Source organism: Aciduliprofundum sp. MAR08-339 (genome assembly GCF_000327505.1).
GTDB lineage: Archaea > Thermoplasmatota > Thermoplasmata > Thermoplasmatales > Aciduliprofundaceae > Aciduliprofundum.
This window is the reverse complement of the sequence record NC_019942.1, coordinates 21832-46921: the sequence shown is the minus strand read 5'-3', so window position 1 is coordinate 46921 and position 25090 is coordinate 21832. Positions and strand designations below refer to the sequence as shown.

The window sequence follows — 25090 nt, the reverse complement described above, 5'->3', positions numbered from 1 at the left end:
ATTTGCTTCAATTCATAAATTCTTTATATCTTCAATTCATCGCCTATCTATGCTTTCAGATAAACTCATGCGCAACGTGGTTGAGGTTATCACCCCTGAAGAACTGGAGATTGCTCTAAAGGGCAATCCAAGGGGCTATGTTGGTCTTGAGCCATCTGGCAGGGTGCATCTTGGCACCGGACTCATAATAGGAGCGAAGGTTCGGGATCTTATGGATGCAGGTGTGGATATGATAGTGTTTCTGGCGGATTGGCACGCATTCATAAACGATAAGTTTGGAGGGGATATTGAGAAGATTCGCCTTGCGGGGGAATACATGAAGGGAGTTTTTGGGGCCCTGGATATAAGGCCAAGGTATGTATGGGCAGATGAGCTGGTTAGCAGAAAGGAGTACTGGAAAAGGGTAATAAGGGTGGCAAAGAGAACATCGCTCAAACGCGCCAAGAGGGCAATGAGCATAATGGGCCGCAAGGAGGACGAGGCAGAACTTGATTCTTCAAAGATCATTTACCCGTTCATGCAGGTCTCAGACATATTTGACATGGATTTGGATATCGCCCTTGGGGGCATGGATCAGAGGCACGCTCATATGCTTGCTAGAGACGTGGCGGATAAACTTGGGTACAAGAAACCTGTGGCGGTGCACACGGTCATTCTCGCAGGATTGAAGGGCACAGGTAGAATGGATCCAATTGAGGCTAAGATGAGCAAGAGCAAGGAGGGAAGTGCGATCTTTGTGGATGATAGTGAGGAGGATATAAGGAGGAAGATGAAAAAGGCATTCTGCCCTCCTGAGGTTGAGGGAAATCCGGTGCTTCAGATCGCAAGACACATTCTATTCTCGTACTATATTGAGAAAATGGTGATAAAAAGACCCGAGAAATGGGGTGGGGATATCATCTTTCATTCCTACGATGAACTTGAAAGGGCCTATGCCAAGGGAGAACTTCACCCAATGGACCTGAAGATGGCTGTGGCGGGGGAGTTGATCCGCATTCTGAAGCCCGTGCGTGAGTATGTTGAGAAAAACGATGATATTCCCCGTGCTCTGGGGTGGGGAAGATGAATGATATGATTCCTGTGGAGGATATGGATATTCGGGAGGGAATGACAGCCGGAGAGTTGATGGATCAGCTCTACAGGTCTGGTGGATTTGTGGCAAAGCACCTTGCCATAGCGGAGAAGATCCTTCTCAGAATGTTTTCCGAGGAAAATACCACATTCCTCTCTTTTCCAGCGTGCATAATTGCCACTGGCACCAGGGGTGTCATAAAAGAACTTGTTAAAAGGAAACTTGTGGATGTGATCATCACAACCTGCGGCACTCTGGATCACGATATTGCGAGGAGTTTCAAGTCCTACTACCATGGCTCGTTTCTCCTGGACGATGTGGAATTGCACAGGATGGGTGTGAATCGTCTTGGCAATGTTCTTGTACCAAATGAATCGTACGGTGAGGTAATGGAGAACTTTATGATGCCCATTCTGGAGGAGTTATACAGGGAGAAGAAGGAGTGGGGACCTAGGGAGATAATTGAGGAGTTTGGAAAAAGGTTGGGTGAGGATTCTATCCTTTACTGGGCCCATAAAAATAATATTCCCGTTTATGTTCCCGGCATAACCGACGGATCATTCGGCTCGCAGTTGTGGTCATTCAGGGAAATGCATCCTGATTTCCGTATAGATATCCTGAAGGACGAGCATGAACTTGCGGATATAGTGTTTGATGCGAGTAAGACAGGCGCACTCATGCTTGGTGGAGGAATCTCAAAGCACCACACTATATGGTGGAATCAGTTCAGAGAGGGTTTGGATTATGCGGTTTACATCACAACCGCGGTTGAGTGGGACGGCTCCCTGAGTGGTGCAAGGGTGCGCGAGGCTGTATCCTGGGGTAAGGTCAGAGAGGATGCTAAGTACGTGACCGTGGAAGGAGACGTTACTGTCATTCTTCCTCTCCTTGTTGCCAGTGTGCTTGAAAAATTGTGAAAAATTAATATAAATCCCTGCCTTTCCCTTTCTATGAAAACCGTTGTTCTCGCTGTGGGTGGTAACGCACTGCTTAGACCTGGGGATAAAGGGACTGCGGCGGAGCAGATGCTAAGGGCAAGGGAAACTGCGGAGGCCATATATCCACTTTTTGAAAGTTATAAAGTGGTCATCACCCATGGGAACGGGCCTCAGGTCGGGGCCATACTTCTTCAGAACGAGAATTCCCGAAATGTTGTTCCACCCATGCCCCTCGATGTATGCGGAGCCATGTCTCAGGGTGAAATAGGTTACTTTCTTGCCCAGAGTTTTTATGAGGTTATAAGAAATAAGGGTATAGATAAGAGTGTGGTTGCCATACTCACGCGGGTGATTGTGGATGAGAAAGATCCGGCATTCAAGAATCCAACAAAGCCCATCGGGCCGTTTTACACCGAGGAGGAGGCAAAAAAACTTGCAAGGGAGAAGGGCTGGCATGTGATTGAGGATTCAGGTCGCGGATGGAGGAGGGTCGTGCCCTCACCAGATCCCTTGGGGATTGTGGAGAAGGATGCCATAAGGAGACTTATAGATTCAGGGTTCATTGCCATCGCTGTTGGCGGTGGTGGAATTCCTGTGATCAGAAAAAATGGAAAACTCCAGGGTGTGGAGGGTGTAATAGACAAGGACCTGGCATCCGCCACCCTTGCCCGGGATATCAGGGCCGAGAAGATGATCATATTAACCAGCGTTGAACAGGTTTACCTGAATTTTGGAACACCCGAGCAAATGGGGATAGGGGAGATGAGCGTTGATGAGGCAGAGAGATATCTCAAAGAGGGACATTTCAAGAAGGGAAGCATGTACCCCAAGATACTTGCCTCCATAAGGTTCATCAGAAACGGGGGAGAGGAAGTTCTGATAACCTCTCCTGAAAAACTTATGGATGCTTTGAATGGTAATACGGGTACCAGGGTGTATCCCTCTCATTAATATTTTATATAGGCAATCCCATATCCCGCCATGGGTGAAAGAGCCGGGCAAACGTACATACTGGATGCACTTAAAGATGTGCCCAGATACATTCGCTGGTGCACACCATCTGTTCTGCCCAATCAGAAAAAATTAACGGACATATATTCCACGGATGTATCCGTGTCCGCGCATTTTTTCGGCAGTTATGTTGATAACACAGGTGTTTTCAGAAAAGCTCATGAACGGGCGGCAAGGGTTTATGGTGCTGATAAAACCCTCTTCACGGTCAATGGCACAACTGGAAGCAATTTCATAGTTATGCGGATGATATCTCTTGAAAATGATACCCCCCAGATACTTGTGACAAGAAATATTCATCATTCGATACTTCACGCTGCTGAATGGCTCGGTGTCAGATTCAGATTTATAAAATGCGCGTACGATCCACAGTTTGAGAGTCTGATACCTCCAAAACCAGAGGATGTTATAGATACGCTTAACAATTATCCTGAGACAAATGCCATAATAATTTCCTCGCCCACATATAACGGTCTGGTGGCTCGTATTGGAGATATTACTCGGGCAGTTAAAAATTTTGATAAAGAAATAAAGGTGATAGTTGATGAAGCGTGGGGTGCGCATCTTCATTTTTCTGATTCCCTTCCAGAAAGCGCTATGGATGCCGGGGCGGATATTGCGGTTCAGAGCACACACAAAGAGGGTGGCTCTTTGCAGCAAACAGGTATGATTCACTGGAAGGAGAAGTATGTGGACAGCGATATCATGTACGCGGCCTTCAGGGAATATGTTACAACCAGTCCCTCTTATCACCTACTTGCATCGCTGGACGCTGTTACTGCGTACATGGAGAAAAATGGGGAAAAGGCTGTAAACGATATGGTGAAAAAAGCCCACAAGTTAAAGGATCTTCTTGGTGAGCGGGTTATCCCTCCCATGCGAATGATGGATGATTCCCTGGAACTGGATCTTGTGAAAAACTACATATCTGGGTACGATGAGGCAAAGACTGTGATCGCTCTCACCAAGTTCAGGGAAACGGGCTTTGAGATTGCCAAGATTTTGGCGAAAAAATACAAAATTGTTGTTGAGAAGAGCGGCTTAAACACACTTCTTTTCTTGGCAACCTTCCAGATTGGGGATGAAGATGTTGATAAAACGGTGGATGCCATGCAGAGAATAATGAAGAAACTTACAAAAACCGGTAAGAAGGAGTTAATACCGAATCCATTCAGACATCTGGAAAATAAGCCAGTCATAGAGCCCTATGTTGCTCGAAGAGTTGCACAGACCATAGGCAGAAAGGTTCCGTTGCGGGATGCCATAGGAAAGATTGCAGCAGAGCATATAGAGGTGTACCCACCTGGAATACCCGTGATTCTTGAGGGATTCAGAATAACACAGGATAACGTGAAGTATCTTCTCACGGTGAAAGAGATGGGTGGTCACATAAGCGCCCGCGATCCGACACTTGACACGATTTACGTGCTCTAAATTTTTAATACTTCAATGCAATTGCAGTGACGTGAAAATAAACGATATAGATATGAGAAGGTGGAAAGAGTATGATGATATAATAACCGATTCTCTCTGGATCTTCCCTGCCAGGGATAATACCGGCGCCCATACTCCGGAGTACCATGGGAACTTCATTCCGCAGATTCCACGCCAGGCCATGCTGCGCTTCACGAGGAGGGGTGAGTGGGTCCTGGACACCTTTGCAGGTCTCGGTACAACCCTCATAGAGGCACGCAGACTGGGGAGAAATGCCGTTGGAATAGAAATAAACGGGGAAATTGCGAGGAAGGCGATGGATCTTGTTGAGAATGAAGACAATGTATACAATGTGGAAACAAGGATTATAGTTGGAGATTCCACCAGCGAGGAGGTATATGAAGATCTCGGAAATTTTCAGATGGTGATAATGCACCCTCCCTACTGGGACATAATAAAATTTTCCAATAAGGGTGGTGATCTCTCAGCTTCCCAATCACTTGATGAATTTCTGAATAAATTCAGAAGGGCGGTGCATCTGGCATCCCAGCATCTTGATGAGGAACGTTATTTGGTCCTCGTTATAGGGGACAAGTATTCCAAGGGTGAATGGATACCTCTTGGATTCTACACAATGCGGGAGGTTATGGATGAGGGATTCACCTTGAAGAGCATAGTGGTTAAGAACATAGAGGAGAATAGAGGAAAGAGGGGACAATATGCCCTATGGCGCTATCGTGCCCTGAAGGACGGGTATTACATTTTCAAGCACGAATACGTTATGTTTTTCGTGAAAAATTCATAAATTTGAAATATTAAAAATTCTTTCCTCTTGGAAATGCTTGAACTTGCCTATATTTTTTTGGCCGCAGTCGTAAGTTTCGTGATAGCCGCAAACAACTCGGCCGGGAGTGTTGGAACGCTCTACGGCTCTAGGATTACCTCGTATTATAGAGCCGCATTTATGGCCGGATTTTTTGTTATGCTCGGTACATTTCTTGAGGGCTGGAAAATGTCTGGGGCCATTGAGGGGGGGCTCATCTCTTATCCACTGGGTCTTGAAATGTCTCTGCTGGTTTTGCTCTCTGTTATCCTGCTCATGCTTCTCTTTACGATCCTTGCAGTTCCCATGTCCGCGTCCCAGCTGATGGTCGGTTCAATAATAGGTGTTGCCTTCGCTTTTGGGTGGAGCATAAATGGTGGATTTACGGCATTCATCGTTGTTTCTTGGATTTTGAATTTCGCCATATCCCTTTTCCTGTCTCTCTCAATATACGTTCTTACGTCTAGGCTCACAAAACATTTCAACGTTTTTGCCTTGAGCCGTTTTTACACAGTTTCACTGCTGATAAGCAGCGCCTTTATGGCCTATACCCTTGGGGCAAACACCATAGGGCTGATAGCATCCTTGAATCTTTCCTGGTATTCTATTATCGTGACAGGTGTTGCCGCTCTGGTTGGCACGGTGGTTTTGGGGAAGAGAACGGTAGTCACCGTTGGAAGCAGGATAACCAATATGGATCCTCCAAGGGCCTTTGCTGCCCAGATAGCTGGAGCCATTGTTGTTGAGGCATTTACCCAGATTCATCTTCCTGTGTCCATAACCCAGGCCATAATAGGGGGTGTTATAGGAACCGGGATGGTGAAGGGATATCGGGAATTGAATAAGAAAACTGTGAAAAATCTGTTTTTATCATGGTCCATTGCGCCGATAGTTGGTTTTGCCCTTACCTACTTCATAGTTATGGTGTTATCTTGGCACATATGAGAATGATAACGTCCGAGGCATCTTCTGCCTTATCACTTATTGCATCTATCCATAGAATTATCTTTTCAATTTGAAGTATGGAGAGTATGTCGTCAATCTTCTTTTCCTGGGTGTAGAGTCTTCGAAGAATTTCAAGTTTCAAATCGTCCGCCCGACTCTCGTACTTCTCAACCTCATGGGCCTTTTCCACCGCTTTGTGGATATCTCCCTTCAGGAGTTCCATTGCCGAAGCGTTAAGGGTTTCAACACTTTTCTTTGTGACCTTAAGGTACTCCATTATCTTGCTTTCCTTTAGAAACTCTATGGCATCTTTGGAGGGCTTTCTCAGGGCGATTATCCTGCTAACCTGCTGTATCTTATCTATGACCTTATCTATCTCCTCTGAAAGGTTTATGAATATTGCCCTATCTGATGGAAATAGAAGACCTTCAGAAAACAGGAATTCATTTTTTCTTCGTAGAGAATCTCCCTCCTTCTCCTTCTCGTATATTATGCCTTCAATTTTCTCAATTTCTTCCCAGTCCTCCTTCAGGAGAGCCTCAACCTGCTTTATGAATAGATCCATACATTCCAGAGCAATGTTTGAATGCTTTTCGTAAATTCCAATTGCCTCTTTCTCCCTCTTGGATTTGAACATCAGAGCCACCGCCGGGAATCGAACCCGGGACCTCCACCTTACCAAGGTGGCGCTCCACCGGCTGAGCTACGGTGGCTTACAAGATGCGCATGAAATTCCACTACAAAAATATTTCCCAGAAAAAGGGAAAAAATTATGCGAGAGCTTTTATTTCGGGGATCTCTGTACCAAGGAGATCGTCATTAATCTCGTAAAGAATGCTGAGTATCTCAGCCAGAACCTCAGCTTTCTTGCCCTTCATCTCCCAGAGAGCAGCCTCAAGATCCTCAACCGTGTGTGATTTGAGCCATTTCTCCACATTTTTTGGCATTTTTTCCATTTTTATTCCTCCAGTCATCTTATTGTCAGACAAATATATGACAAATAAGTATTTAAAGTTTTCGCGAAAAATTACCAAAATACGAAAAGGTATGGAAAATGATAATGGCTGACTTTTTGATGACGAAATCAGGGAGTTATATCCACCCCTACGTTGATCCAAGCATCTTCTCCCACAGTTTTGAAATCAAATTTTCTGTACAGTTCTATGGCAGGGTAGTTGTCATCTCTGACCCAGAGCACCACATTTTCGGTTTTTCCATAGGCCTCGTTTAGGAAGTGGGATATCAATGCCTTTGCATATCCCCTTCTGCGATACTCTCTCTTTGTGATCAGAGCTCCCAAAACCCAAACCTCTGGGAGGTATGTGAGGGCTGAAACGGAACTTATTGCCCTCTCCCCATCCACAATTCCCCACGTTCTGGCTTTCTCAACTAGGTACGAGGGATCCTGAAAAAGTGAGGTTAGAAGCGAAGGATCCTTTATTTCAACCACCTTCTCTGAGATTTTAAATCTTGCGGGTTTTCTTGCCATAACCAGAATTCGGTACTTCTTTCCCTTCCCCATATGATGGAATTTGTAGGGCATATGGATGATTCCCTTTTCAAGATCTAGAATATCAAGAAAATTCCTGGTGCTTTCCTCGTTGCCATAAATTATCACGGAGGGTACTGCTGCTCCATGGTATATCAGCATGTATCCTCTTATCCCTCGCTCCCAGTTCACATAGAATTCCGTGCTTTCACGCTCTACCCTCAGGTCCCAAAGGGTAAAGGCGTGCCTCACAGGATCCCTCTTGCAGAAATCTTCAAGTTCTTTCATTTTCTGGTTTTTAAGGATCATTGAAGCTCAATGTGCATACCTCCTAAATATTTTTGTTTTCATAATTGATAATCAAAAGGAAAAATTTAAATTCAGGAAGTTGAAGCGTCAACTATGACAGTTCCGGTCGCCCCAACGGGCATTAAAAAACTTGATGAAGCGCTTGGCGGAGGTTTTCCCAGGAATGGAATGTCACTCTTGGTTGGACCTTCTGGAATAGGCAAGACGATACTTGCGCTCCAGTGGCTTGCAGAGGGAGCCAGAAATGGAGAATCTTGTGTATACGTGTCCACCACAATACCTTCTGAGGCCGTTATAGCATACTATGGTGAGATGAAACTTTTGAAGGGGGTGGTGGATAAGATTGGATGGTACGATATGTACATAAGCCCGAAGGATCTTATTCCTTTCACCACCGAAAAGATGCTTCATCTCATACACAGGGTCCTTCCAGATTACTTTGACGAGCAGTTAAATCTTATAAAACCGATTGATCGTCTGGTTCTTGATAGCCTAACAACGGTTGAGAGAATGGTTGATGATCCGGCAATGTTCAGGTATCTTGGAGCCACCTGGATAAGGTTCTTCCACGAGAAAAAGATTGCAATGCTGTTCATTGAGGAGATGGACGGAGATTTAAAGGTCAAATACGGGGAGATGAAGAATTTCAGTGAGGCCACGGTTGTGATGGATTACAAGGAGCACGAGAATCTTCATATGAGGGCCATGAAAATTTTGAAGAGATACGGATTCAATCATCCAACCTACTGGATCCCATTCCACATTCGGGACGAGGGAATTGTGCTATGACCAGGCTAGACGAGATAATAGATAGCATGGTTGACGATTCCAAGATAGTGATGGTTCTCACAAAGGCAGAGTTGAGAACATTGCTGGGGTACAAGATAGTGGCTCATCTTTTGAAGCAGGAGAACACCAAGGGTCTCTACGTGGCTCTCAATATACCACACTTGACTGTGGAGAAAAGGGTGCGGAAACTTGGTGCGGATCCATCAAAACTGTTTTTCATAGATTGCATAACAGCTTCCATAAAATCACCTGAAGAGCGTGAGAATGTGATATACCTGAGTGAACCCTCTATAATCCTCATGGAGGGTGCTCTGAGACATGGCCTCAGGGTTCTGGATGGGGAGCGCAATTTTGTTTACATTGAGTCAATGAGCACTTTTTTGGCCTACAATTCCTATCAATCATTTATAAGGTTTCTGAGAATGATAACCAACGAGATTCGGCTTTACGGTCTCATAGGAATAATTTTCATGCTCGACAAGGAACTTGAGGACGTTGAGTTCAGTCAGGCAACCACATTTGTGGATGACATCATTGATTTACGGGACCTGACTAGGGAGGATTTGGAGGATTGATGTATTTCTTCCTGAATGCATCTTCCACGTCAATATTGAGCACATTTGCCACAGATAAAAGCCAGGCAAACACGTCTGCAATCTCCTCCTCAATGCCCTCACCCTCACGCACGGCTTTGAACAGCTCTCCCACCTCCTCTCCGAGCCAGACCAAATCCGCGTTGATTCCCCTTTTTCTGTCCTTCTGGCCGTAGAAATCCTCAATTATCCTCTGTGCCTCTTTTAGTTCCATACTGCTTTATGGCCACATATCTTTTTAATTTTTTCTTGCCCTGTAGAGGTATATTTCGTGGAACGAGAGTTTCATCCTATCGATGAGGGTGAATTCGTAGGGCATTTTTAGAATTTCCTTGATTCTGTTGAATGAGGATAGAATGATGTAAATCTCTCCATCAGGCTTCAGGTGTTTCCATGCCTCCTCTAGAAACCTTATGGTGGTATCATCACCATGCTTTCCTCCAGCCCACTGCATATCCTTTATGCTTTTTGCCTCTCCTGGAAGATAGGGTGGGTTGAATATTATGGTATCGTACCTGCCCTGCACATCCTCAAATAGATTTGATACGATGAATTTTATTTTCACGCCTTCCCTTCTTGCTCGTGTTTTGGAGTAATCTATTGCCTCTGGATCTATGTCCACGGCTGTAACTTTGCTGCCTCTTTTGGCGCATTCTATGGCAATTTCACCATTTCCCGTGCCCATATCAAGAACATCTCTACCGCATCTTATGTTTTTCAGTATGAGCAGCGTATCCTCCGATATGGGGTAAACGTCCATTGAAAATGTTTATATTTGAAATTACATTATAATTTCGGTGTAAAGGATTGAAATGGGGTGAGAGATGTGGAGATTAGGTGGCACGGACACTCGTGCTTTGAGATAGGCGATGGAACGAGGATAGTGATAGATCCCCATGACGGCCGCTCAATAGGCATAAAAACGCCGAGAGTTCAGGCAGATATTGTTCTTGTAACTCACCACCATTTTGACCATGATGCGGTACGCGTGGTAAGGGGAAATTACCAGGTAATTGATTCTCCTGGGGATTATGAAGTAGGGGATTTACGCATCAAGGGTATTGAGGCCTATCATGATGAAATGAACGGAAGAAAGAGGGGAAGAATCACAATGTTCAAGGTTGAGAAGGAGGGAATAAGACTTTTGCATGTGGGAGACCTGGGACATATACTCGCTTCTGAGCAGCTCTCAGAAATCGGAGAGGTTGATATCCTTTTCATCCCCGTTGGTGGAGTTTACACTGTGGATGCCAAGGGTGCCTATGAAAATGCCATAAGGATCAGGCCGAAAGTGATTGTGCCGATGCACTACAAGATTACAGGTATGAGTTTGGGCATAGCTCCCGTTGACGAATTTTTGAAACTTTTCAGAAAGGACCAGGTCGAGTACGTTGGAAACTCCATATATGTAACGAGGGATGATTTGCCCAAGGAAATGCAGGTTTGGGTATTCACTCTATGATATCAAGGGCATTTTCTATTCTATCTATCTCCACATTTGTGGTTTTCTCTCCCACCACTGCACCGTAGTCGTTGGCCACCAGACTTGCACCCAGGTATTTGCTTCCATAATTGGCGGTGCTAACGTAAACTGGTACACCGAAAAGATTTTTCAGAGATTTTATTTCTTCTTCATCAACCTCGGGATGCACTACCATCCCCTTGTTCGTTACAACGGCTGCTGAACCCACGGTTTTTATCCCGCCAATGGTACCCTTAACCACTTCCACATCTAGGGCCTCCTCAATGTACTTCACAGTTTCTTTATCAAAATCCACGTGGACGAGGGCAACCTTGTCATTTGCCAGAATGTCGTTGCCTATGGCATTTATTTTGTCTTCCACAAACAGAACGTTCATTTCATCAACGAGAAAACTTACCTCCCTTTCATCGGCAAAGTTTGTTACAACCGCCCCGTTTGAGTTCATAACCATTAAACTTCCGATCAGGGGCGAGCCACCTAGCATTGTCTTAAAAACCCTTGCCCTCAGGGCCCTTTCAAAGGTGGAAATATCAACATCCAGATTGGGCAAAACCACAATATTATTGTTGCATGCGGCGTAAACTCCAATGAACGTGCTCCCATTGATAGATGCTTTCTTTATCATTCAGGCATCAGTACTTCTACTGTATCTTCTTCTTCAAATTTTATAGCCTTTACCGTTATTTTGCTTGGAGGTTTCTGCATTCCTCTCTTCCATATCTCCTCGTTAACCCTGTTGTCAATCCAAACGTTCTCCATGGGCACCTTCATGTGCCTTGAAATGTAAATCTTGAGCAATTTTACCGCGTAATTTGCTCTCCTGGTACGGGGCACCATCTTGGCCTTTCTGAGCGGAACGTTAAATATCATCTCCTTCTCTGCCATCTTCCTCACCTTACACCTTCAATTTGTTCCTGCGCCAGTTCCTTCTGTGTGGATGGAACGTGAATTTTCGATCGGTACGCATCATAACCCAGGCAGGAACCCTCCTGTTGGAGTTCATCCTTCTTATTAAACGCATTTTCCTTGCCACATGCTTGTTTCTTGCCATTTTCATCTCCTCTCAATCCTTATTTCCCTTCTTTGTGAAGTCAATCTGCTTAATATACTTTTTAGTTCATCATCCGTTATCATTCTGCCCAGCCTTCCGCTTTGGGCCAGGATTATGAGCTGATTCTCCACAGCCTCTGCAAGTTCGGGCCTCACAAGTTTTATTCGTGCAAGGCGCTCCCTGGCCTCCGGTTCTAGGATCTGGCGGAGTATTGCCTGTCTGGCGGCCTCTTCCTCCTCCCTTCTCCTCTCTTCCACATTCTCCTGGGCAGCACTCTGCTGCATGAGTTCCATCATCTTTCGACGCTTAATTTCCTCAAGTTCTCTATCCTCCATACTCCCTCACTTCAGGTACTTCTCCATCTGGGGATTTTCCTTAACAAGATCCTTCATTATTTCGTGGGCAGTGTTATCCATGAATGATCTCCCCTGCGGAGTGACCGTCCTGCCATTCTTATCCTTCTTCACGTATCCAAGTTCTTCGAGTTGTTGAAGTGCCTTGCGTACGATGGCTCTGCTACCCTTCCTTGCCTTGTATCTCTTGGAGCCACGATCCTCCTTTCCTCCATACTCTGCTGCCAATCTGGAGGTTCCAATTGGACCCATTATGTAGATCTTTCTGAGCACAGATGCTAAGCGCACGTACCACCAGTCCTCTTGCTCGGGACCCTTCTCTTTATGCACTCCCGTGGTGACCCATCTGGTCCACTCTGGAGGCTCTGTTTTTTTCTCTTTTTTCAACTTTTCCGCAACTGCCCGAATGAGTTTATCTGGGGGAACATCATACACTGTGACCATATCAATCGCCAAACCGCCCTATACATTACCTATATAAGAGTATTTCGTTGGTTCAGAGTTTGATCTCTTCGACCGCATCGTTCTTCGAGAGAATGCTGAATATTTTCTTGGGCATATGAAGCACATCCTCCTTTTTCAAAATAAGGTTCCTATCGGGCAGCGCTATTTTCATAGATGGAACTTTAACACGGGCGAGAACGTACTCTTCCTTCTCTATCTCCTCAACCTTTCTCTCCTTTTCCTTCTTTTCCTGAAGCGGGCTTACCTCCCTTCTGTAAATGGCGTTTTTGTGTCTCTCAATGGCATCCTTGACTTCTCTGTACAGCACCTCCTCCTCCTTGGTCAGGTTTTTTACCTCCCTCTCGTTTTTCCAGAGTGTGGAAAGTAGAATTTTCCGGGTCCTGAGTGCTATGATCTCATCCAGAGCCTTCTCAATTTTCTTTATCTCTCCCATTATCTTTCCTGCCTTCTCCAGGTCCATCTTCTCCATGTAAACTCTGGCATTCATTCTGAGTTCCTCTATCCTGTTGATGGTATCTTCGTAGAAGTTCTTCTTCAATTTTTGCAGGTTCTTTTTACTTGCCCGTTCTTGGCGCTTGATCTCTTCAAGTTCGTTAAGCAAACCCACATTTCTCAATGCTTCAACTTGTATAAATGCTTTTTGCAGAACCAATGAATTTTTATACTTTCTTTTGCATTTCTTCCCATGCGACTTGAGAATTTTCTAAAGTATCAGGATGAGATAATTGCCCTTCGCAGGGATTTCCATATGCACCCCGAGCTGGGATTTGAAGAGTTCCGCACCTCTGGCATTGTGAGAGATTACCTGGGCGATCTTGGAATAGAGACGGTGAGCATGGCCAAAACGGGTGTTGTTGGTTATCTGAACAATGGAGGTGAGGTTACCGTGGGAATCAGGGCTGACATGGACGCTCTTCCAATTCAGGAGGAAAATGAGGTGCCATATAAATCAAGGGTCCCGGGAAAAATGCATGCCTGTGGCCACGATGCCCACACAGCTATGCTTCTCGTCACAGCAAAGATTCTGAGCGGAATGGAATTTGATGGAAATGTGCGCTTCATATTTCAGCCTGCAGAGGAGGGATTGAACGGAGCGGCAAAGATGGTTGAAGAGGGAGCGATTGAAGGGGTGGATAGGATCATAGGTATGCATGTGTGGGTAAATCTGCCATCGAAAAGTATTGGCATATCTCCCGGCCCCATTCTTGCGGCGGTTGACAGGTTTAAAATAAAGGTGCTGGGGAAAGGAGGCCATGGAGCATCTCCCCATGAGACTGCTGATCCAATAGTTGCCTCTGCTCAAATCATTTCTTCCATGCAGAGTGTGGTGAGCAGGAACGTGGATCCTGTTGATACTGCAGTTCTCACTGTTGGGTCGATTCATGGAGGATCCGCCTTTAACGTCATCCCTGAGAGTGTGGAGATGGACGGCACCGTGCGCACGTTCAAGGATGGTACCCAGAGGTTGGTGGAGAGAAGAATTGGTGAGATATGCACCAACGTTGCCCGTGCTTATGGGTGTGAGGCTAACTTGGAGTATATGCACCTGAATTATGCCACTGTAAACGAGGAAAGGATGGCAGAGATAGGAAGACAAGTTGCCTCTTTCACACAGGTGTTGGATCAGGGTATAAACATGGGAGGTGAGGATTTTTCAGAATACGCAAGACGAATTCCTGGATTATTTGCATATCTTGGAGTAAGAAATGAGGAAAAGGGAATCACGAATCCACATCACAGCCCCAAATTTGACATTGATGAATCTGCTCTGCCCTACGGTGTTGCCTTTGAAGTTCTTATGGCCCTTGAACTGATGAAAGATCGCAATATCGGGTAGTAAACATGGTCCTTTATTTTTATTCCCTCCTGGAGTGAGAGAAACAGGATATTGGGCTCCTTGGTGAGCACTCCTGTTTCCTCTCCCAATTTTTCAAAAAATGACACTATATCTCTGCTCTCCTTCAGGGTTTTGAAGGGTGCTAGGGCAACCCCTTCCAGGGAATTGTAGGCTGCAAACACTATGTTTGATAGATCGTATCCAAACTTTCTCAGATCCTTTCTTTTCAATTTCTCCATTGGATCTGGATTTGAGGTCCAGTGTGCAAAAACAAGCACATCGTAGCCCATCTTGGCTAGGTTGGGGATTATCTTTCTTGAGAGCCAGCCCTGCTTGAACAATTTGGACTTTATTTTTGAAACGCTCTGTTGTGATAGACCTGTATACCTTGCAATGGAGGATACAGTGCTTGCAGAATTCTTCACCAGTTGAAGGAGCACGTCAAATTCCTTGCCTTTCAGGGGTTCCTTTTCTTCTGAATTCTTAGTCCATCCTTCCATTTCTATGTTGAAATCCTTACATATCAAGGGCGCATAGTCAAAGAACATGGGAATCTCTGTCAGTTCGAATGGAAATATGATCATCCTTGTGTTCTCTGTTTGGAGAAACTCTCTCACTTTTATCAGCCTCTCAGCGTATATCAGTCCCTTAAAAACCTCGGTGAAATTCTTTGATACTGCTATGACGAACCCTCTGTATGACTCTGCGAAGGAGTAAAATATCCCCGATGAGAAGGGGGGATAATCCCTTATGTTTTTCACCTTCTGCAAATTGTTCATCTTTTTCTTATTCAGGCTCCCGTATCCAACAACAAGAAGTTCAAATCCAAGGGAGTGAAAGTCTGGAATGATAACTTCCCTGTATATTTTCTCCTTTTTCATCTTCTCCAGGGATTTATAAACTGTCCAGTAATTCATATCCAGAAAATCTGCAAGTTCCTTAACGGACATATCCGGATTTTTCAACGCCCCGCAGAGAATCTCCTTTTGAACACTGTTGAACTTCATCAAAACCATAATGGAGAGCCCATATTTAAAAATTTCCAAAAAATTCAAAAAATAACTTATAATAATTGATAATTTTGATAAAAAATATGGAAAAATAGCAAAAATTTAAATATCGCCTACCCATGCTCCATTGGTGGTGGTTATGGATCTGAGAGGTCTGGGAAATATTGTGAGCAGGAAGCCGGTCACGGTGCTCATTGTTATCCTCCTGATTACTGCAGTTTTCGGGTTCTATGCGGCGCAGATGCAAATGAGTGCCGATATGCAGACATTTCTGCCGAACGATGAAATGGTGCGTGCTCAGGAGAAGATAAGTGATGAATTTGGGGATACTGATATTGTGCAGGTTGTATTTGTGTCCAATAATACTCTTTCAAAATCAACTCTGGAAGATATGCTGACTGTTGAGGCAAATCTCGAAAATGACAGTGTGATTTTGAAGAATTTGAAAACTCCAGATAATCCCGGAAATAGCATAGTTTCTCCTGCAGATATAATTGTTATGGGCAATATAACTCTTGGATTTGAGAAATCCCTGATTTCAATGCTTAAAAATTTTACCGCAACCATGGATGATTTGAATTTCACTCTGATGCTCATGCCTCTGAATGCTATGAACTCCGTTCTGGCTGATTATGAGAACATATACAACAATGCCTCATTAATAAGAAGCGATGCCCAGACCATAGTGCTTATGCTTTTCAATATGCCCTCTGAGCACAATGGCTCAGAAATGGTTGATATTGAACCCTTACTTCAGAACATAACAGCGGTGCTTGTAAATGGTGAGAATTTTGAGATAAAAGCCAAGGTTCTGACAATAGTAACCCCTCCACAGGGTGGGACCTCCTCTGCCACTTCGAGCATGGAGAATCCCCTGTTTGGATATTTTGTGAAGAATATAGAGTCAAATATGAGTTATGATGACAAGGCTGTTGCAGTTCATTACTTCTCTCTGAGCAACGAGTTCACATCCATATCCCTGCAGTATTCCCTGTCCTCGGTGAACTCTGCGATTAATGGAAATTCACAACTCATAAATGCTCTTGCAGCAGTGAAAATGTATGTAATGAACGGGGATAACTTCACAGCACTTAAAATAATGAATCAGACCATACAGGGAGTATCCTCAAATCTCAACGAGATGGGGCGTGTTCTCCCATATTATAGGGCTTATAATGAATCAGTGTCAAAGTTTCTGTATGATATGGAGATGGGCACTCTAACTCCCCAGGATATCCTTGGTGTGAAGGAGAATATCTCGGCAATGCTATCCGTCTCCCAGGGTGATCTGAAAAATATGATGGAAATATTCAACTCAACATTCACCCAATGGCTCAATAGCAACTACCTCTTCTACGATGTTGCATACGAGGCCAACTCAACATTGCAGATCGTTCAGAATTTTATTAGAAATTACGATGCCATGGTTATGCTCCAGAATTCTCTCGCAGGCATAAGAATGGAGATAAATCATGATACTGTGGCTAATACTACGGCGCATATAGATACCCTATCCGGGTACCTTAAAGGTATGAATCAGGGACTTGAGGCTCAGAGGGATAAGTTGCAGGAGATAATCTCCGCCATGAATGAGCCCTATCCAAAGTGGTTCTCCCAGATGATCGGGGACCTTGATTATGTTATGCACAATTCACGTGTGGGAGAAAATGCCCTGAACATATTCGCTTATACGATTCGAATGATGAACCAGCCCCACACCTCTGGCTCTGGGGGATTTGATGTGTTCTACGCACTGAAAGATGCATTCATGTCCTCCGTGGCGGATGTTTACAAGTACAAGATTCAAAGTATGTATCTCACAATAATGGGTATGGCCAATATGGGTGGAGAATTTGATAAAATGCCAAGCATGCCATCCTCCCCTGCCATTAAGATTCCGAAGCTGAATCCGAGTGCTGCGGATAAGAAAAAAATGCTTGAGAACATGAGCCAGAAGGAGATAATAGGAACCTTGAAAAATATTGAGAACTACAATTCCACCGAACTCACATCAACCCTGAATCAGACCCTACCCGTTATAAACAATGTTACCTCCGAGATGGGAAGGGTGGGAAGTGTTCTAAGGAATATTGTGGATTCAATAGAGTTTGTTTACAGAACAACGAAAAATGAGAATGTGAGCAGGAGTTTGGTATTATACAGAAGTATGTATGGAAATATATCCAACGCATCTTCTGGATTGAAATACATGGCTGGGTATCTCCCCCACATCTCTGGATTCACCTACATGATGCACCAGTTCTCGGGGGAGTTGAAGAGTATGTTTTCCAAGGATTTCAATGGTTATTCTGCCAGAGCGGCAATGATGATCGTCATGCTCAATGAAACATACCTGCCTGGAGAAACGGATAAGCAGCACAGCCAGAGGATGGAATCTCTGGAAGAGAGGGTTAGCACAATTGCAAGGAATTCCAAGATCGAGAGCAGGGTTATGGTCCTTGGATCCTACCTCATATCCAAGGCCACAGAGAAAACGGCAAACGAGACGATGAACGTTTTGCTTCCTGTCTCGATGATTCTTGTGGTTATTATCCTGCTTATAACCTTCAGAAGCATTGTGGATACCCTTCTTGGATTGCTTGGGTTGGGCATGGCAATTTCGTGGGCCTATGGATACGGGGTTCTCGCGGGATACAATTTCAATCAGATAAGCACAACGGTGGCCGTTCTGCTTGTTGGTCTGGGTATAGATTATGCAATTCACACCATACTGCGCTACAGGGAGGAGTTGAGAAAGGGTAGAAATGTACGTGATGCGATGAAGGAAATGATAACCCATCTTGGCATGGGGCTCATACTTGCCACAATAACCACGATAATCGCATTTCTATCCAACGTTTCCTCGCCCATTCCTCCCGTGCAGGACTTTGGAGTTATGAACGCTGTTGGTATATTTGGGGCATTCATCATATTCACGACTGCTATACCTGCTGTGAAAATCCTTATAGACGGTCACAGGGAGAAAAAGGGCAAGTTGAAGATAAAAAGGGAAAAGGAAAGAGAAGGCTCTGGACTCATAGTGCTCAACAAGTTCATGGCTCTAAGTGCTGTGGCTGCAGAGCATCACAGATACGGGGTTATAGCCGCAGTGCTTCTAATCACAGGGGCGGCGGTATATGGGGGTATGAACGTTGGTACCACATTTGATCTAAAGGATTTCCTTCCTCAGAATCTGGAGATTACAGATACGATAAATTTCATGATGAATAATTTCAACACATCTGGAATGAACGATAACTACATTCTCATAGAGGGAAATGTGGCTACACCTAAAGCCCTTGAAGCGGTTAAACAGACGATGGAGAGTCTGAAGGATGATGAATACGTGGATTATTCACAGTGTTCCAGTATAACTACCCTCATTTCTCAGTGGGAGGAGAGAAATGCAACATTCGCAAGTATGGTGAGCCAGAATGATACGAATGGAGATGGTCTGCCGGATAAGAATGTGGTTGGTATATATGACTGGCTATACGACCATGCCGATGGAAGGGCCATTCTCCACAAGAGCAACGGTACATACAGCTCCATGATAATCGTGATCAGGAGCACTGCGAGTACCCAGGAGGCAAACAGGATCCTTACCAAGGAAATTGAGAAGGATATAGAGCCATTGAGAAATGCAGGACTGAAAGCAACTCTGACTGGCACAAATATTCTCACCTTCCACATATTGGATATGCTTCAGGGAACAGAATGGAACTCCCTTGTGATAACTCTGATTGCCTCTCTGATAGTTCTGACCATAGTGTTCTTCTATGAAAGGAGGAGTTTGATCCTTGGACTTATAACCTCTCTACCGGTAATGCTTGCCCTTCTCTGGCTTCTTGGAACCATGTATCTCCTTGGAATAAATTTCAATGTTGTAACTGTAACTGTTACATCTCTGACCATAGGACTGGGAATCACTTATGCCATACACATAACCCACAGGTTCCTTGAGGATTGGGAAAGGGAAAAGAGCATAGAAGATGCCATAAAGAAAACGGTCAGGCATACGGGTACATCCATATTTGGAGCGGCAGCCACCACAATGGCTGGATTTGGCACGCTTACACTCTCTTCCATGCCCCCAATACAGCAGTTCGGTGAGATTTCCACGCTGTCCATTCTTTACAGTTTCATACTATCCGTGTTCATCCTGCCCACTTTCCTGTACATGTGGGCCAAGTGGAGAGAATCGAGGGAGTAATTTTTCCCTCTTTTTTCTGAAGAAAAATATAAATATTTAAATCCTATTCCTCACATACCCAACAAAAAGGAGGCGATGAAAAATGGCAGAAGAAAACGTTGTGTTCGTGGGAAAGAAGCCAACAATGAACTACGTACTCGCTGTGGTCACACAGTTTAACAACGGTGTTGACACTGTGATTTTGAAGGCAAGGGGAAAGGCCATAAGCAAGGCCGTTGATGTTGCTGAGATTGTTCGTAACCGCTTCGTGCCCAGTTTGCAGTACGGCGAGATAAAGATAGGAACAGAGACCCTTCAGAGCGAGAAGGGAGAAACAAACGTATCTTCCATCGAAATAGAGATGAAGAGGGAGTAAACCTTCCCCCTCCTATTTTTATTGTTCTGATTTTGTGCCCATTTTTGTATTTCTTCTCCTTAGAATTATCGCAATACTCACTATCATGATAAGAGGTATTATTGCATTGTTAAATTCAGGGACCTCTGTGTCGAAATAAATATCATCCTGTCCGTTTCTATTGTCTGTCCATACCACATATAATCGCCCTCCAGATAGTATGGCGTTCACAGTTCGGTATATTCCTACTCCGGAGCCCTGATCGCTGACCAGGTATGCATTGCTCCACGTATTTCCTCCGTCATCGGATTCAACCATGCATATATAGCCCGTGGTTGCATTCAGGTAGAAAACGTATACAGTTTGTCTGCTGGCTACAACCCAGGGGTATTCCTCGTTGGTTGACAGGGTGGATTTAACTTGAGTAACGTTCCATGAGGCACCGTTATTCGAGGAATATGCCACAAATATATCCCAGTCTATAGGTATCCATCGTAAATTAAACAGAGAGAGCATATAGCCGTATTGACTATCCACCGCTACATATATATAATCTCCTGATGAGTATATTGATGGGATAAGGGCACCTCTATATCCAAAACCACTTGAAGTATACGCATATATCACTTCACTTATGTTCCACTGATTACTTCCGATTTCCGTGTTATTATAAATAAGAGTTATGAAAGAATATGTATAAGAGTAGTAATCCTGAAACGCCACAAAGACCTTGGGTAAACTTCCGGTGGTAATAGTCACTTGGGGCAATCCGGGATACGTAGTAACGTTGTATATTAAATATCCATTCCATGTTCCTCCTAAATCTGCTGAGTTGATGTATCCTATGTAATAATAATTGTTTGGATGATAGTCAAAGAATAGATAGATGTAATCATTGTAAATGGCCACGGACGGATGGTAAACGTATTTCCACCAGTTTGTGGAATTGTAAATGTATAGGGTTTCATCTCCAGTGGGTGATATTTTTATATATGAGAAATTTGAGCTTGATGAATGGTTTTCGTAAAATATGTAAACGTTGTCAGAACTATCTGCAATTATGGTTGCATTTATGGCATTATTTACGTTGAATGGATGCGTAATCCCCCATGTCTTGCCACCATCGGTTGATATTGCTAAACTTAGATAATTTGAATTGTTGTTGTATACAACCCATATGGTGCCATCACTTGTTCTGGTTATATCTGGCATATATTCTGTGTAATTGGATGAAGTAACAGGAATATCCTGTCCAAACCCTTGTGTTAGTGTGAGTTTTATTTTTTCATATTTAATAGAACCATCTTTAACCTTAAATTTAAAATGTTCGATTTTTTCATATGGCTTACTATGCTGGACAGGCGTGTTATTTGATAAGTGAATACTGAGAATGTTTTCCGTAGATCCTTCATTCACTAGTGGGCTATCACTAACGTCCATGTACTCCTTCCAGTTGAAGGTTACAATGAGAACATCTCCACTTGTGAAATGTAGAAAACTGTTGAGTTCTATTGAGTGGTATCCAAGTGCGTATTTCACATGCCTTACAAAACTCCAGTTACCGTCCACATACCTGTAAAGCGAGGCATTGTACACCACTCCATCTCGCCCGTAAATCTGTACCATGTAATCCGCTCCAAATTTATAGTTTGAGGGGGAGAAGCCCGTATTTTTGTCGTTGTCGCTGTTTATGAATATATCAATTGTGTCCATTCCGTATATCTTTTTGTGAGGCAAGTTTGTCTGATTTATTATAACGCTGTTGTTATTCTTTGGAGGTAGGGGTGCACGCACCACGGGTACATCCGTCCCTCCTAGCATCTTACCCTGCACCTGCAGGTATACGAGAAGCGGTGTGGAGTTTGATGTGTAGTCTCCATATCTCAGTATGTCTACGTTTGGGTCGCTAACTCTGGTGCCGTTAGGAGAGATAACATCGTTGGGAGAATCATTCTTGACGTCCCTCCAGTCTAGGAAACTTCCATCTATCTGCGGAGTGCTTGGTAGAGCGCCTATGTAATCCGCACCGATTATAACTTTTTCAATATAGTAGGGTATATTCACATCAATGTTCTCTATTGAGAACATAACAGTTTTTTCCATATTCTTTGAGGAGGATGTTAAAATTAGGCTTATTTTTGAATTTGCAGGTATTTCTTTGTTTATGTTTGGAAATGTGATGACATCGCCTGAAATACTGAAGATCTTAGATAGGGGTGTGCCATTCATTACAAGGGTGAAATTTCCAAGTTCCGATATGTTTGCAGTTCCCTTTATTCTGAATGATATAGAGTGGATGATAAACTTTGGGCCTGTTATTTTAAGTTGCAAGATCTCTGCTGGTTTGTTCACGGGTATAACTTTCTGTTCTGCATATTCCTCTATTATGAGCGCGGTTTTTCCATACTCTGGGCATGGAGCTACATCTTGGCTGTTTCTGTAATTGTAAGATATCACAATCGCCCTGAAATTCTTTGATTCAATGGGTCCAAAACCCTCAATCTGGTTCCTTTCCAGTACTGCAGGTACAGATTGAATTGCCTTGAACCCTCCGTAATTGTTTTGATCACTAGAATTGAATTTGTAGAGTTCCTTTCCTTTCAGTGTATTGTTCCATCCATACAGCTCAACCATGTAATCTGCCCCTATACCTTCCACGAGGTATCCTGTGCTTGTGGAGTTATCTGTGTCAAAAAATATGTAAATCCCGTGGGGAGATTTAAAATCATTCTTTCCGGTAAGATTCACATAGAAATAAATACCATTTTTTGCGGTATGGAATTTCACGTAGTTTATGTTAACACTTTTATTTCCCTGCTCTAGGCCATGGTATGCTACTCCTTGGGACCATTCGGAGAAATTCCCGTCAACAGCGTACACATTGTGTTTTTCAAAGAATATGAACCCTACCAGTGGTGCGGCTATTATCAGGAACACCAGAAGTATGGCTACCGTGGCCTTCCAGGGATTTGTACCCTTCGGCCCGCTCCATCCAGTGGAGGTACCATTCACTATTCCCGTGCCATTTATTATCCCGTTTTTGAATCCGTTTATGTTTCCAAACCCATTTGATAACCCTATTTTTGGAGTTGCTGCAGGGGTTTTCTTTTCAATTTTCTCTTTCAATTCTCTTGGTGGCGTATCTCCATTTTTGATGTGGAGTATGTAGGCCTTCTTGTATGATTTTTTAGCCTCCTCAATCCTTCCCATTTTTTCGAGGATCTCTCCCCTCATCTCCCAGACAACCGGAGATTTTGGATAGAGCCTTGAGAGCCTGTTGTACTCCTCGTAGGCAGATAGCAGATCCTCTTCAGAGGATACCTTTCCCCACCTCTTCAGGAAATCCTTGCCCACATTGTTATTGTCCTTTTTACTTTTCAGATAATTTTTCAAATAATCTTGAAGCTTTACAATATCGTCCTTGCTTAAATTTGTGAGAGATGCGATTTTTGAATGATCTGAATTTGCAATATCCTCTAATCTTCCAAAATGGGCTATCAGAGCATCAATATCCTTCGAATCCAGCCCGTATCTCTCCAGTATCTTTCTTATCACATTTCTCACCATGCCACCCTCCTATAAATTATTTCTTCATTTTTATGAGAAAATTCATCATTATTTTGATACACAGGCAAAGTTTTACAAGGGAGAGGCAATACGGGCATTATGAAACTGCTATGTCCGAACTGCGCTCAGGAGACGGAGCATGAGATCCTTTCCATAAAATCGCGTAAAAATGGGGCTGAATACACGCTTAAGTGCAAGAGTTGCGGCTACACGTATAAAAAATTCATAGAAGATGAGAAAATGAGGGAACTGAAGGTTGTTTGGAGTTGGAGGGACAGATCCGAGGTCAAGAGAATAACCCTCCTTGAGGAGGATGTTATCTCTGTGGGTGATGAAATCAAGGTTGAGGGTATAAACTCTCAGATAACGGCCATAGACAGCCATGGAATAAGGGTAAAAAAGGCCAAGGTGAAGGATATAGACACGCTTTGGGCTAAGAGATTTGATAGGGTTGTTGTAAAAATATCCGTGAATATGGGTCCTAAAACTGCAAAATACGAGATAGTTGCCCACCCTGACGAGGAGTTTTATATTGGAGATATTTTGGATCTGGAGAAAATGCATGCCGTTATCCACAAAATAAAAACCCAGGAGCGTTTCATAATGCGTGGCGGTGCAATGGCACGGGATATTGTAAGGATATATGCCAAGGAGATACGTGAGGTCCGGGAATATTAAAAAAAGTTTAAATATTGAAATGCCCATATGCAATTATGGATGGGGAAGGACCGTATATTGGGGAATCGAGTAAGGTGCGTTCCATTCTGGATCTTTTCAACGTGGCGAAGATCCTCGCTCTGGTTATTGGGATAGTGGGATTTCTTCTTGCCGCATGGGCAGCATGGCCTATAATTTATGGGGCTTGGGGAGGAATACCCGGAGGCATATATTGGATCGTGTCTGCCATAATAAATCTGATGGCATATATGAAATTTGACGAGTTTGTTGGTATGTTGAATGAGAGGAGATATCAGGCCCTTTACGATCTTCTTGTGGTATGGATCGTGTTAACCCTCATATTTGGGGTGGTCGTCGGTATACTTCTTCTCATTGCGTACATTCAGCTCGGTGAGTTGAAGAATGTAGGTGCATATTCACAGCAGAGTACCTTGCAGCCACCGCCGCAGTAGAAAGGTTTTTATCAAATCATCCTTTTTTTGATTTATGCTCAGAACTGTCTTTGAGGAGGTTGCCCCTTACATTTCAAATCTGGATAGAATAAAAAAATTTGTTGATGAGAATGAAGGCAAGAGTCCCGAGGAGCTGAGAAACCTTCTTGCAGAGATGATCGAGAACAGCGAAGGTACATTGAGAACAGATTTCAGGATACTGCTTAACGAATTTGAGAAAACAATTAATAAGAGGTAATGGATT

General features: G+C 43.8%; 28 protein-coding genes and 1 tRNA gene. 15 read left to right on the top strand and 14 right to left on the bottom strand.

The window, feature by feature from the left end:
- The first annotated feature begins 49 nt into the window (after nt 1-49).
- From ACIM339_RS00225 to ACIM339_RS00200, 6 genes are read left to right on the top strand one after another with little or no spacing between them, the layout of a single operon-like run.
- The gene (locus ACIM339_RS00225) at nt 50-1066 is read left to right on the top strand and encodes a tyrosine--tRNA ligase (protein WP_015282598.1); all 1017 of its coding nucleotides are present in this window, start codon (nt 50-52) and stop codon (nt 1064-1066) included.
- Nucleotides 1063-1989 carry a deoxyhypusine synthase gene (locus ACIM339_RS00220; protein ID WP_015282597.1) on the top strand — a complete coding sequence of 309 codons (927 nt, stop codon included), beginning with the start codon at nt 1063-1065 and terminating at the stop codon, nt 1987-1989. The genes ACIM339_RS00225 and ACIM339_RS00220 overlap by 4 nt, the downstream gene beginning before the upstream one ends.
- A gap of 33 nt (nt 1990-2022) precedes the next feature.
- On the top strand, nt 2023-2961 hold the full coding sequence (gene arcC / locus ACIM339_RS00215; RefSeq protein ID WP_015282596.1) for a carbamate kinase: 939 nt from the start codon (nt 2023-2025) through the stop codon (nt 2959-2961).
- A 30-nt stretch (nt 2962-2991) separates the two neighbouring features.
- Entirely contained in the window at nt 2992-4455 is a 1464-nt protein-coding gene (locus ACIM339_RS00210; RefSeq protein ID WP_015282595.1) for an aminotransferase class I/II-fold pyridoxal phosphate-dependent enzyme, read from the top strand.
- Nucleotides 4456-4486: 31 nt separating this feature from the next.
- Nucleotides 4487-5260, top strand: coding sequence for a TRM11 family methyltransferase (locus ACIM339_RS00205; RefSeq protein WP_015282594.1), 774 nt, complete (start codon nt 4487-4489; stop codon nt 5258-5260).
- Between the two features lie 33 nt (nt 5261-5293).
- Nucleotides 5294-6223 carry an inorganic phosphate transporter gene (locus ACIM339_RS00200; RefSeq protein WP_015282593.1) on the top strand — a complete coding sequence of 310 codons (930 nt, stop codon included), beginning with the start codon at nt 5294-5296 and terminating at the stop codon, nt 6221-6223.
- Here ACIM339_RS00200 and ACIM339_RS00195 read toward each other — a convergent pair.
- The 4 genes from ACIM339_RS00195 to ACIM339_RS00180 form a co-directional block, all read right to left on the bottom strand.
- Nucleotides 6198-6860, bottom strand: a complete 663-nt coding sequence (locus ACIM339_RS00195; protein WP_015282592.1) for a DUF47 domain-containing protein — start codon at nt 6858-6860, stop codon at nt 6198-6200. The two genes, ACIM339_RS00200 and ACIM339_RS00195, sit on opposite strands and share 26 nt — an antisense overlap.
- 3 nt (nt 6861-6863) lie before the next feature.
- Nucleotides 6864-6936: transfer RNA gene (locus ACIM339_RS00190), tRNA-Thr, on the bottom strand.
- Nucleotides 6937-6993: 57 nt separating this feature from the next.
- Nucleotides 6994-7179, bottom strand: a complete 186-nt coding sequence (locus ACIM339_RS00185; RefSeq protein ID WP_337954328.1) for a hypothetical protein — start codon at nt 7177-7179, stop codon at nt 6994-6996.
- 128 nt (nt 7180-7307) lie between these two features.
- Nucleotides 7308-8021, bottom strand: coding sequence for a GNAT family N-acetyltransferase (locus tag ACIM339_RS00180; protein ID WP_015282590.1), 714 nt, complete (start codon nt 8019-8021; stop codon nt 7308-7310).
- Nucleotides 8022-8114: 93 nt separating this feature from the next.
- On the opposite strand from ACIM339_RS00180, the gene ACIM339_RS00175 reads away from it, so the two are divergent.
- Nucleotides 8115-8810, top strand: a complete 696-nt coding sequence (locus ACIM339_RS00175; RefSeq protein ID WP_015282589.1) for an RAD55 family ATPase — start codon at nt 8115-8117, stop codon at nt 8808-8810.
- On the top strand, nt 8807-9385 hold the full coding sequence (locus ACIM339_RS00170; RefSeq protein WP_015282588.1) for a hypothetical protein: 579 nt from the start codon (nt 8807-8809) through the stop codon (nt 9383-9385). Before ACIM339_RS00175 ends, ACIM339_RS00170 begins: the two co-directional genes overlap by 4 nt.
- Here ACIM339_RS00170 and ACIM339_RS00165 read toward each other — a convergent pair.
- Nucleotides 9363-9617: a MazG nucleotide pyrophosphohydrolase domain-containing protein gene (locus ACIM339_RS00165; RefSeq protein WP_015282587.1), complete on the bottom strand. Its 255-nt coding sequence runs from the start codon at nt 9615-9617 to the stop codon at nt 9363-9365. The two genes, ACIM339_RS00170 and ACIM339_RS00165, sit on opposite strands and share 23 nt — an antisense overlap.
- 24 nt (nt 9618-9641) lie before the next feature.
- On the bottom strand, nt 9642-10163 hold the full coding sequence (locus ACIM339_RS00160; protein WP_015282586.1) for a HemK2/MTQ2 family protein methyltransferase: 522 nt from the start codon (nt 10161-10163) through the stop codon (nt 9642-9644).
- Between the two features lie 66 nt (nt 10164-10229).
- Here ACIM339_RS00160 and ACIM339_RS00155 point away from each other — a divergent pair, with 66 nt between their 5' ends.
- Nucleotides 10230-10865, top strand: a complete 636-nt coding sequence (locus ACIM339_RS00155) for an MBL fold metallo-hydrolase (RefSeq protein WP_048103924.1) — start codon at nt 10230-10232, stop codon at nt 10863-10865.
- Here ACIM339_RS00155 and ACIM339_RS00150 read toward each other — a convergent pair.
- The 6 genes from ACIM339_RS00150 to ACIM339_RS00125 are packed head-to-tail and all read right to left on the bottom strand — an operon-like array spanning nt 10855 to nt 13362.
- Nucleotides 10855-11511: a translation initiation factor IF-6 gene (locus tag ACIM339_RS00150; RefSeq protein WP_015282584.1), complete on the bottom strand. Its 657-nt coding sequence runs from the start codon at nt 11509-11511 to the stop codon at nt 10855-10857. The two genes, ACIM339_RS00155 and ACIM339_RS00150, sit on opposite strands and share 11 nt — an antisense overlap.
- Nucleotides 11508-11771 (bottom strand): 50S ribosomal protein L31e, encoded by a 264-nt coding sequence (locus ACIM339_RS00145; protein ID WP_015282583.1) that lies wholly within the window; start codon nt 11769-11771, stop codon nt 11508-11510. Before ACIM339_RS00145 ends, ACIM339_RS00150 begins: the two co-directional genes overlap by 4 nt.
- Nucleotides 11772-11781: 10 nt before the next feature.
- Entirely contained in the window at nt 11782-11937 is a 156-nt protein-coding gene (locus ACIM339_RS00140; RefSeq protein WP_015282582.1) for a 50S ribosomal protein L39e, read from the bottom strand.
- Nucleotides 11938-11939: 2 nt separating this feature from the next.
- Entirely contained in the window at nt 11940-12272 is a 333-nt protein-coding gene (locus ACIM339_RS00135) for a DNA-binding protein (RefSeq protein ID WP_015282581.1), read from the bottom strand.
- A 6-nt stretch (nt 12273-12278) separates the two neighbouring features.
- Complete coding sequence (locus ACIM339_RS00130; protein ID WP_015282580.1) at nt 12279-12734, bottom strand: 30S ribosomal protein S19e; 456 nt, start codon at nt 12732-12734, stop codon at nt 12279-12281.
- 52 nt (nt 12735-12786) lie between these two features.
- Nucleotides 12787-13362: a hypothetical protein gene (locus ACIM339_RS00125; protein ID WP_015282579.1), complete on the bottom strand. Its 576-nt coding sequence runs from the start codon at nt 13360-13362 to the stop codon at nt 12787-12789.
- A 78-nt stretch (nt 13363-13440) separates the two neighbouring features.
- Here ACIM339_RS00125 and ACIM339_RS00120 point away from each other — a divergent pair, with 78 nt between their 5' ends.
- A complete protein-coding gene (locus tag ACIM339_RS00120; RefSeq protein ID WP_015282578.1) occupies nt 13441-14592 on the top strand; it encodes a M20 family metallopeptidase in 1152 nt (383 codons plus the stop codon).
- Here ACIM339_RS00120 and ACIM339_RS00115 read toward each other — a convergent pair.
- Nucleotides 14529-15599 carry a helix-turn-helix domain-containing protein gene (locus ACIM339_RS00115; RefSeq protein WP_048103630.1) on the bottom strand — a complete coding sequence of 357 codons (1071 nt, stop codon included), beginning with the start codon at nt 15597-15599 and terminating at the stop codon, nt 14529-14531. The genes ACIM339_RS00120 and ACIM339_RS00115 overlap by 64 nt on opposite strands.
- Before the next feature lie 142 nt (nt 15600-15741).
- Here ACIM339_RS00115 and ACIM339_RS00110 point away from each other — a divergent pair, with 142 nt between their 5' ends.
- Entirely contained in the window at nt 15742-19815 is a 4074-nt protein-coding gene (locus ACIM339_RS00110; RefSeq protein WP_015282576.1) for an MMPL family transporter, read from the top strand.
- A gap of 82 nt (nt 19816-19897) precedes the next feature.
- On the top strand, nt 19898-20170 hold the full coding sequence (albA, locus tag ACIM339_RS00105) for a DNA-binding protein Alba (RefSeq protein ID WP_015282575.1): 273 nt from the start codon (nt 19898-19900) through the stop codon (nt 20168-20170).
- An 18-nt stretch (nt 20171-20188) separates the two neighbouring features.
- Here albA and ACIM339_RS00100 read toward each other — a convergent pair whose 3' ends face one another.
- Entirely contained in the window at nt 20189-23713 is a 3525-nt protein-coding gene (locus ACIM339_RS00100) for an exo-alpha-sialidase (protein ID WP_162007659.1), read from the bottom strand.
- Between the two features lie 102 nt (nt 23714-23815).
- Between ACIM339_RS00100 and ACIM339_RS00095 the strand changes: the two genes are divergently transcribed.
- The 3 genes from ACIM339_RS00095 to ACIM339_RS00085 are packed head-to-tail and all read left to right on the top strand — an operon-like array spanning nt 23816 to nt 25084.
- Nucleotides 23816-24394: an HVO_0476 family zinc finger protein gene (locus ACIM339_RS00095; protein WP_015282573.1), complete on the top strand. Its 579-nt coding sequence runs from the start codon at nt 23816-23818 to the stop codon at nt 24392-24394.
- A gap of 35 nt (nt 24395-24429) precedes the next feature.
- The gene (locus ACIM339_RS00090) at nt 24430-24846 is read left to right on the top strand and encodes a hypothetical protein (protein WP_015282572.1); all 417 of its coding nucleotides are present in this window, start codon (nt 24430-24432) and stop codon (nt 24844-24846) included.
- A 34-nt stretch (nt 24847-24880) separates the two neighbouring features.
- Nucleotides 24881-25084, top strand: a complete 204-nt coding sequence (locus ACIM339_RS00085) for a hypothetical protein (protein WP_015282571.1) — start codon at nt 24881-24883, stop codon at nt 25082-25084.
- Nucleotides 25085-25090 lie beyond the last annotated feature (6 nt).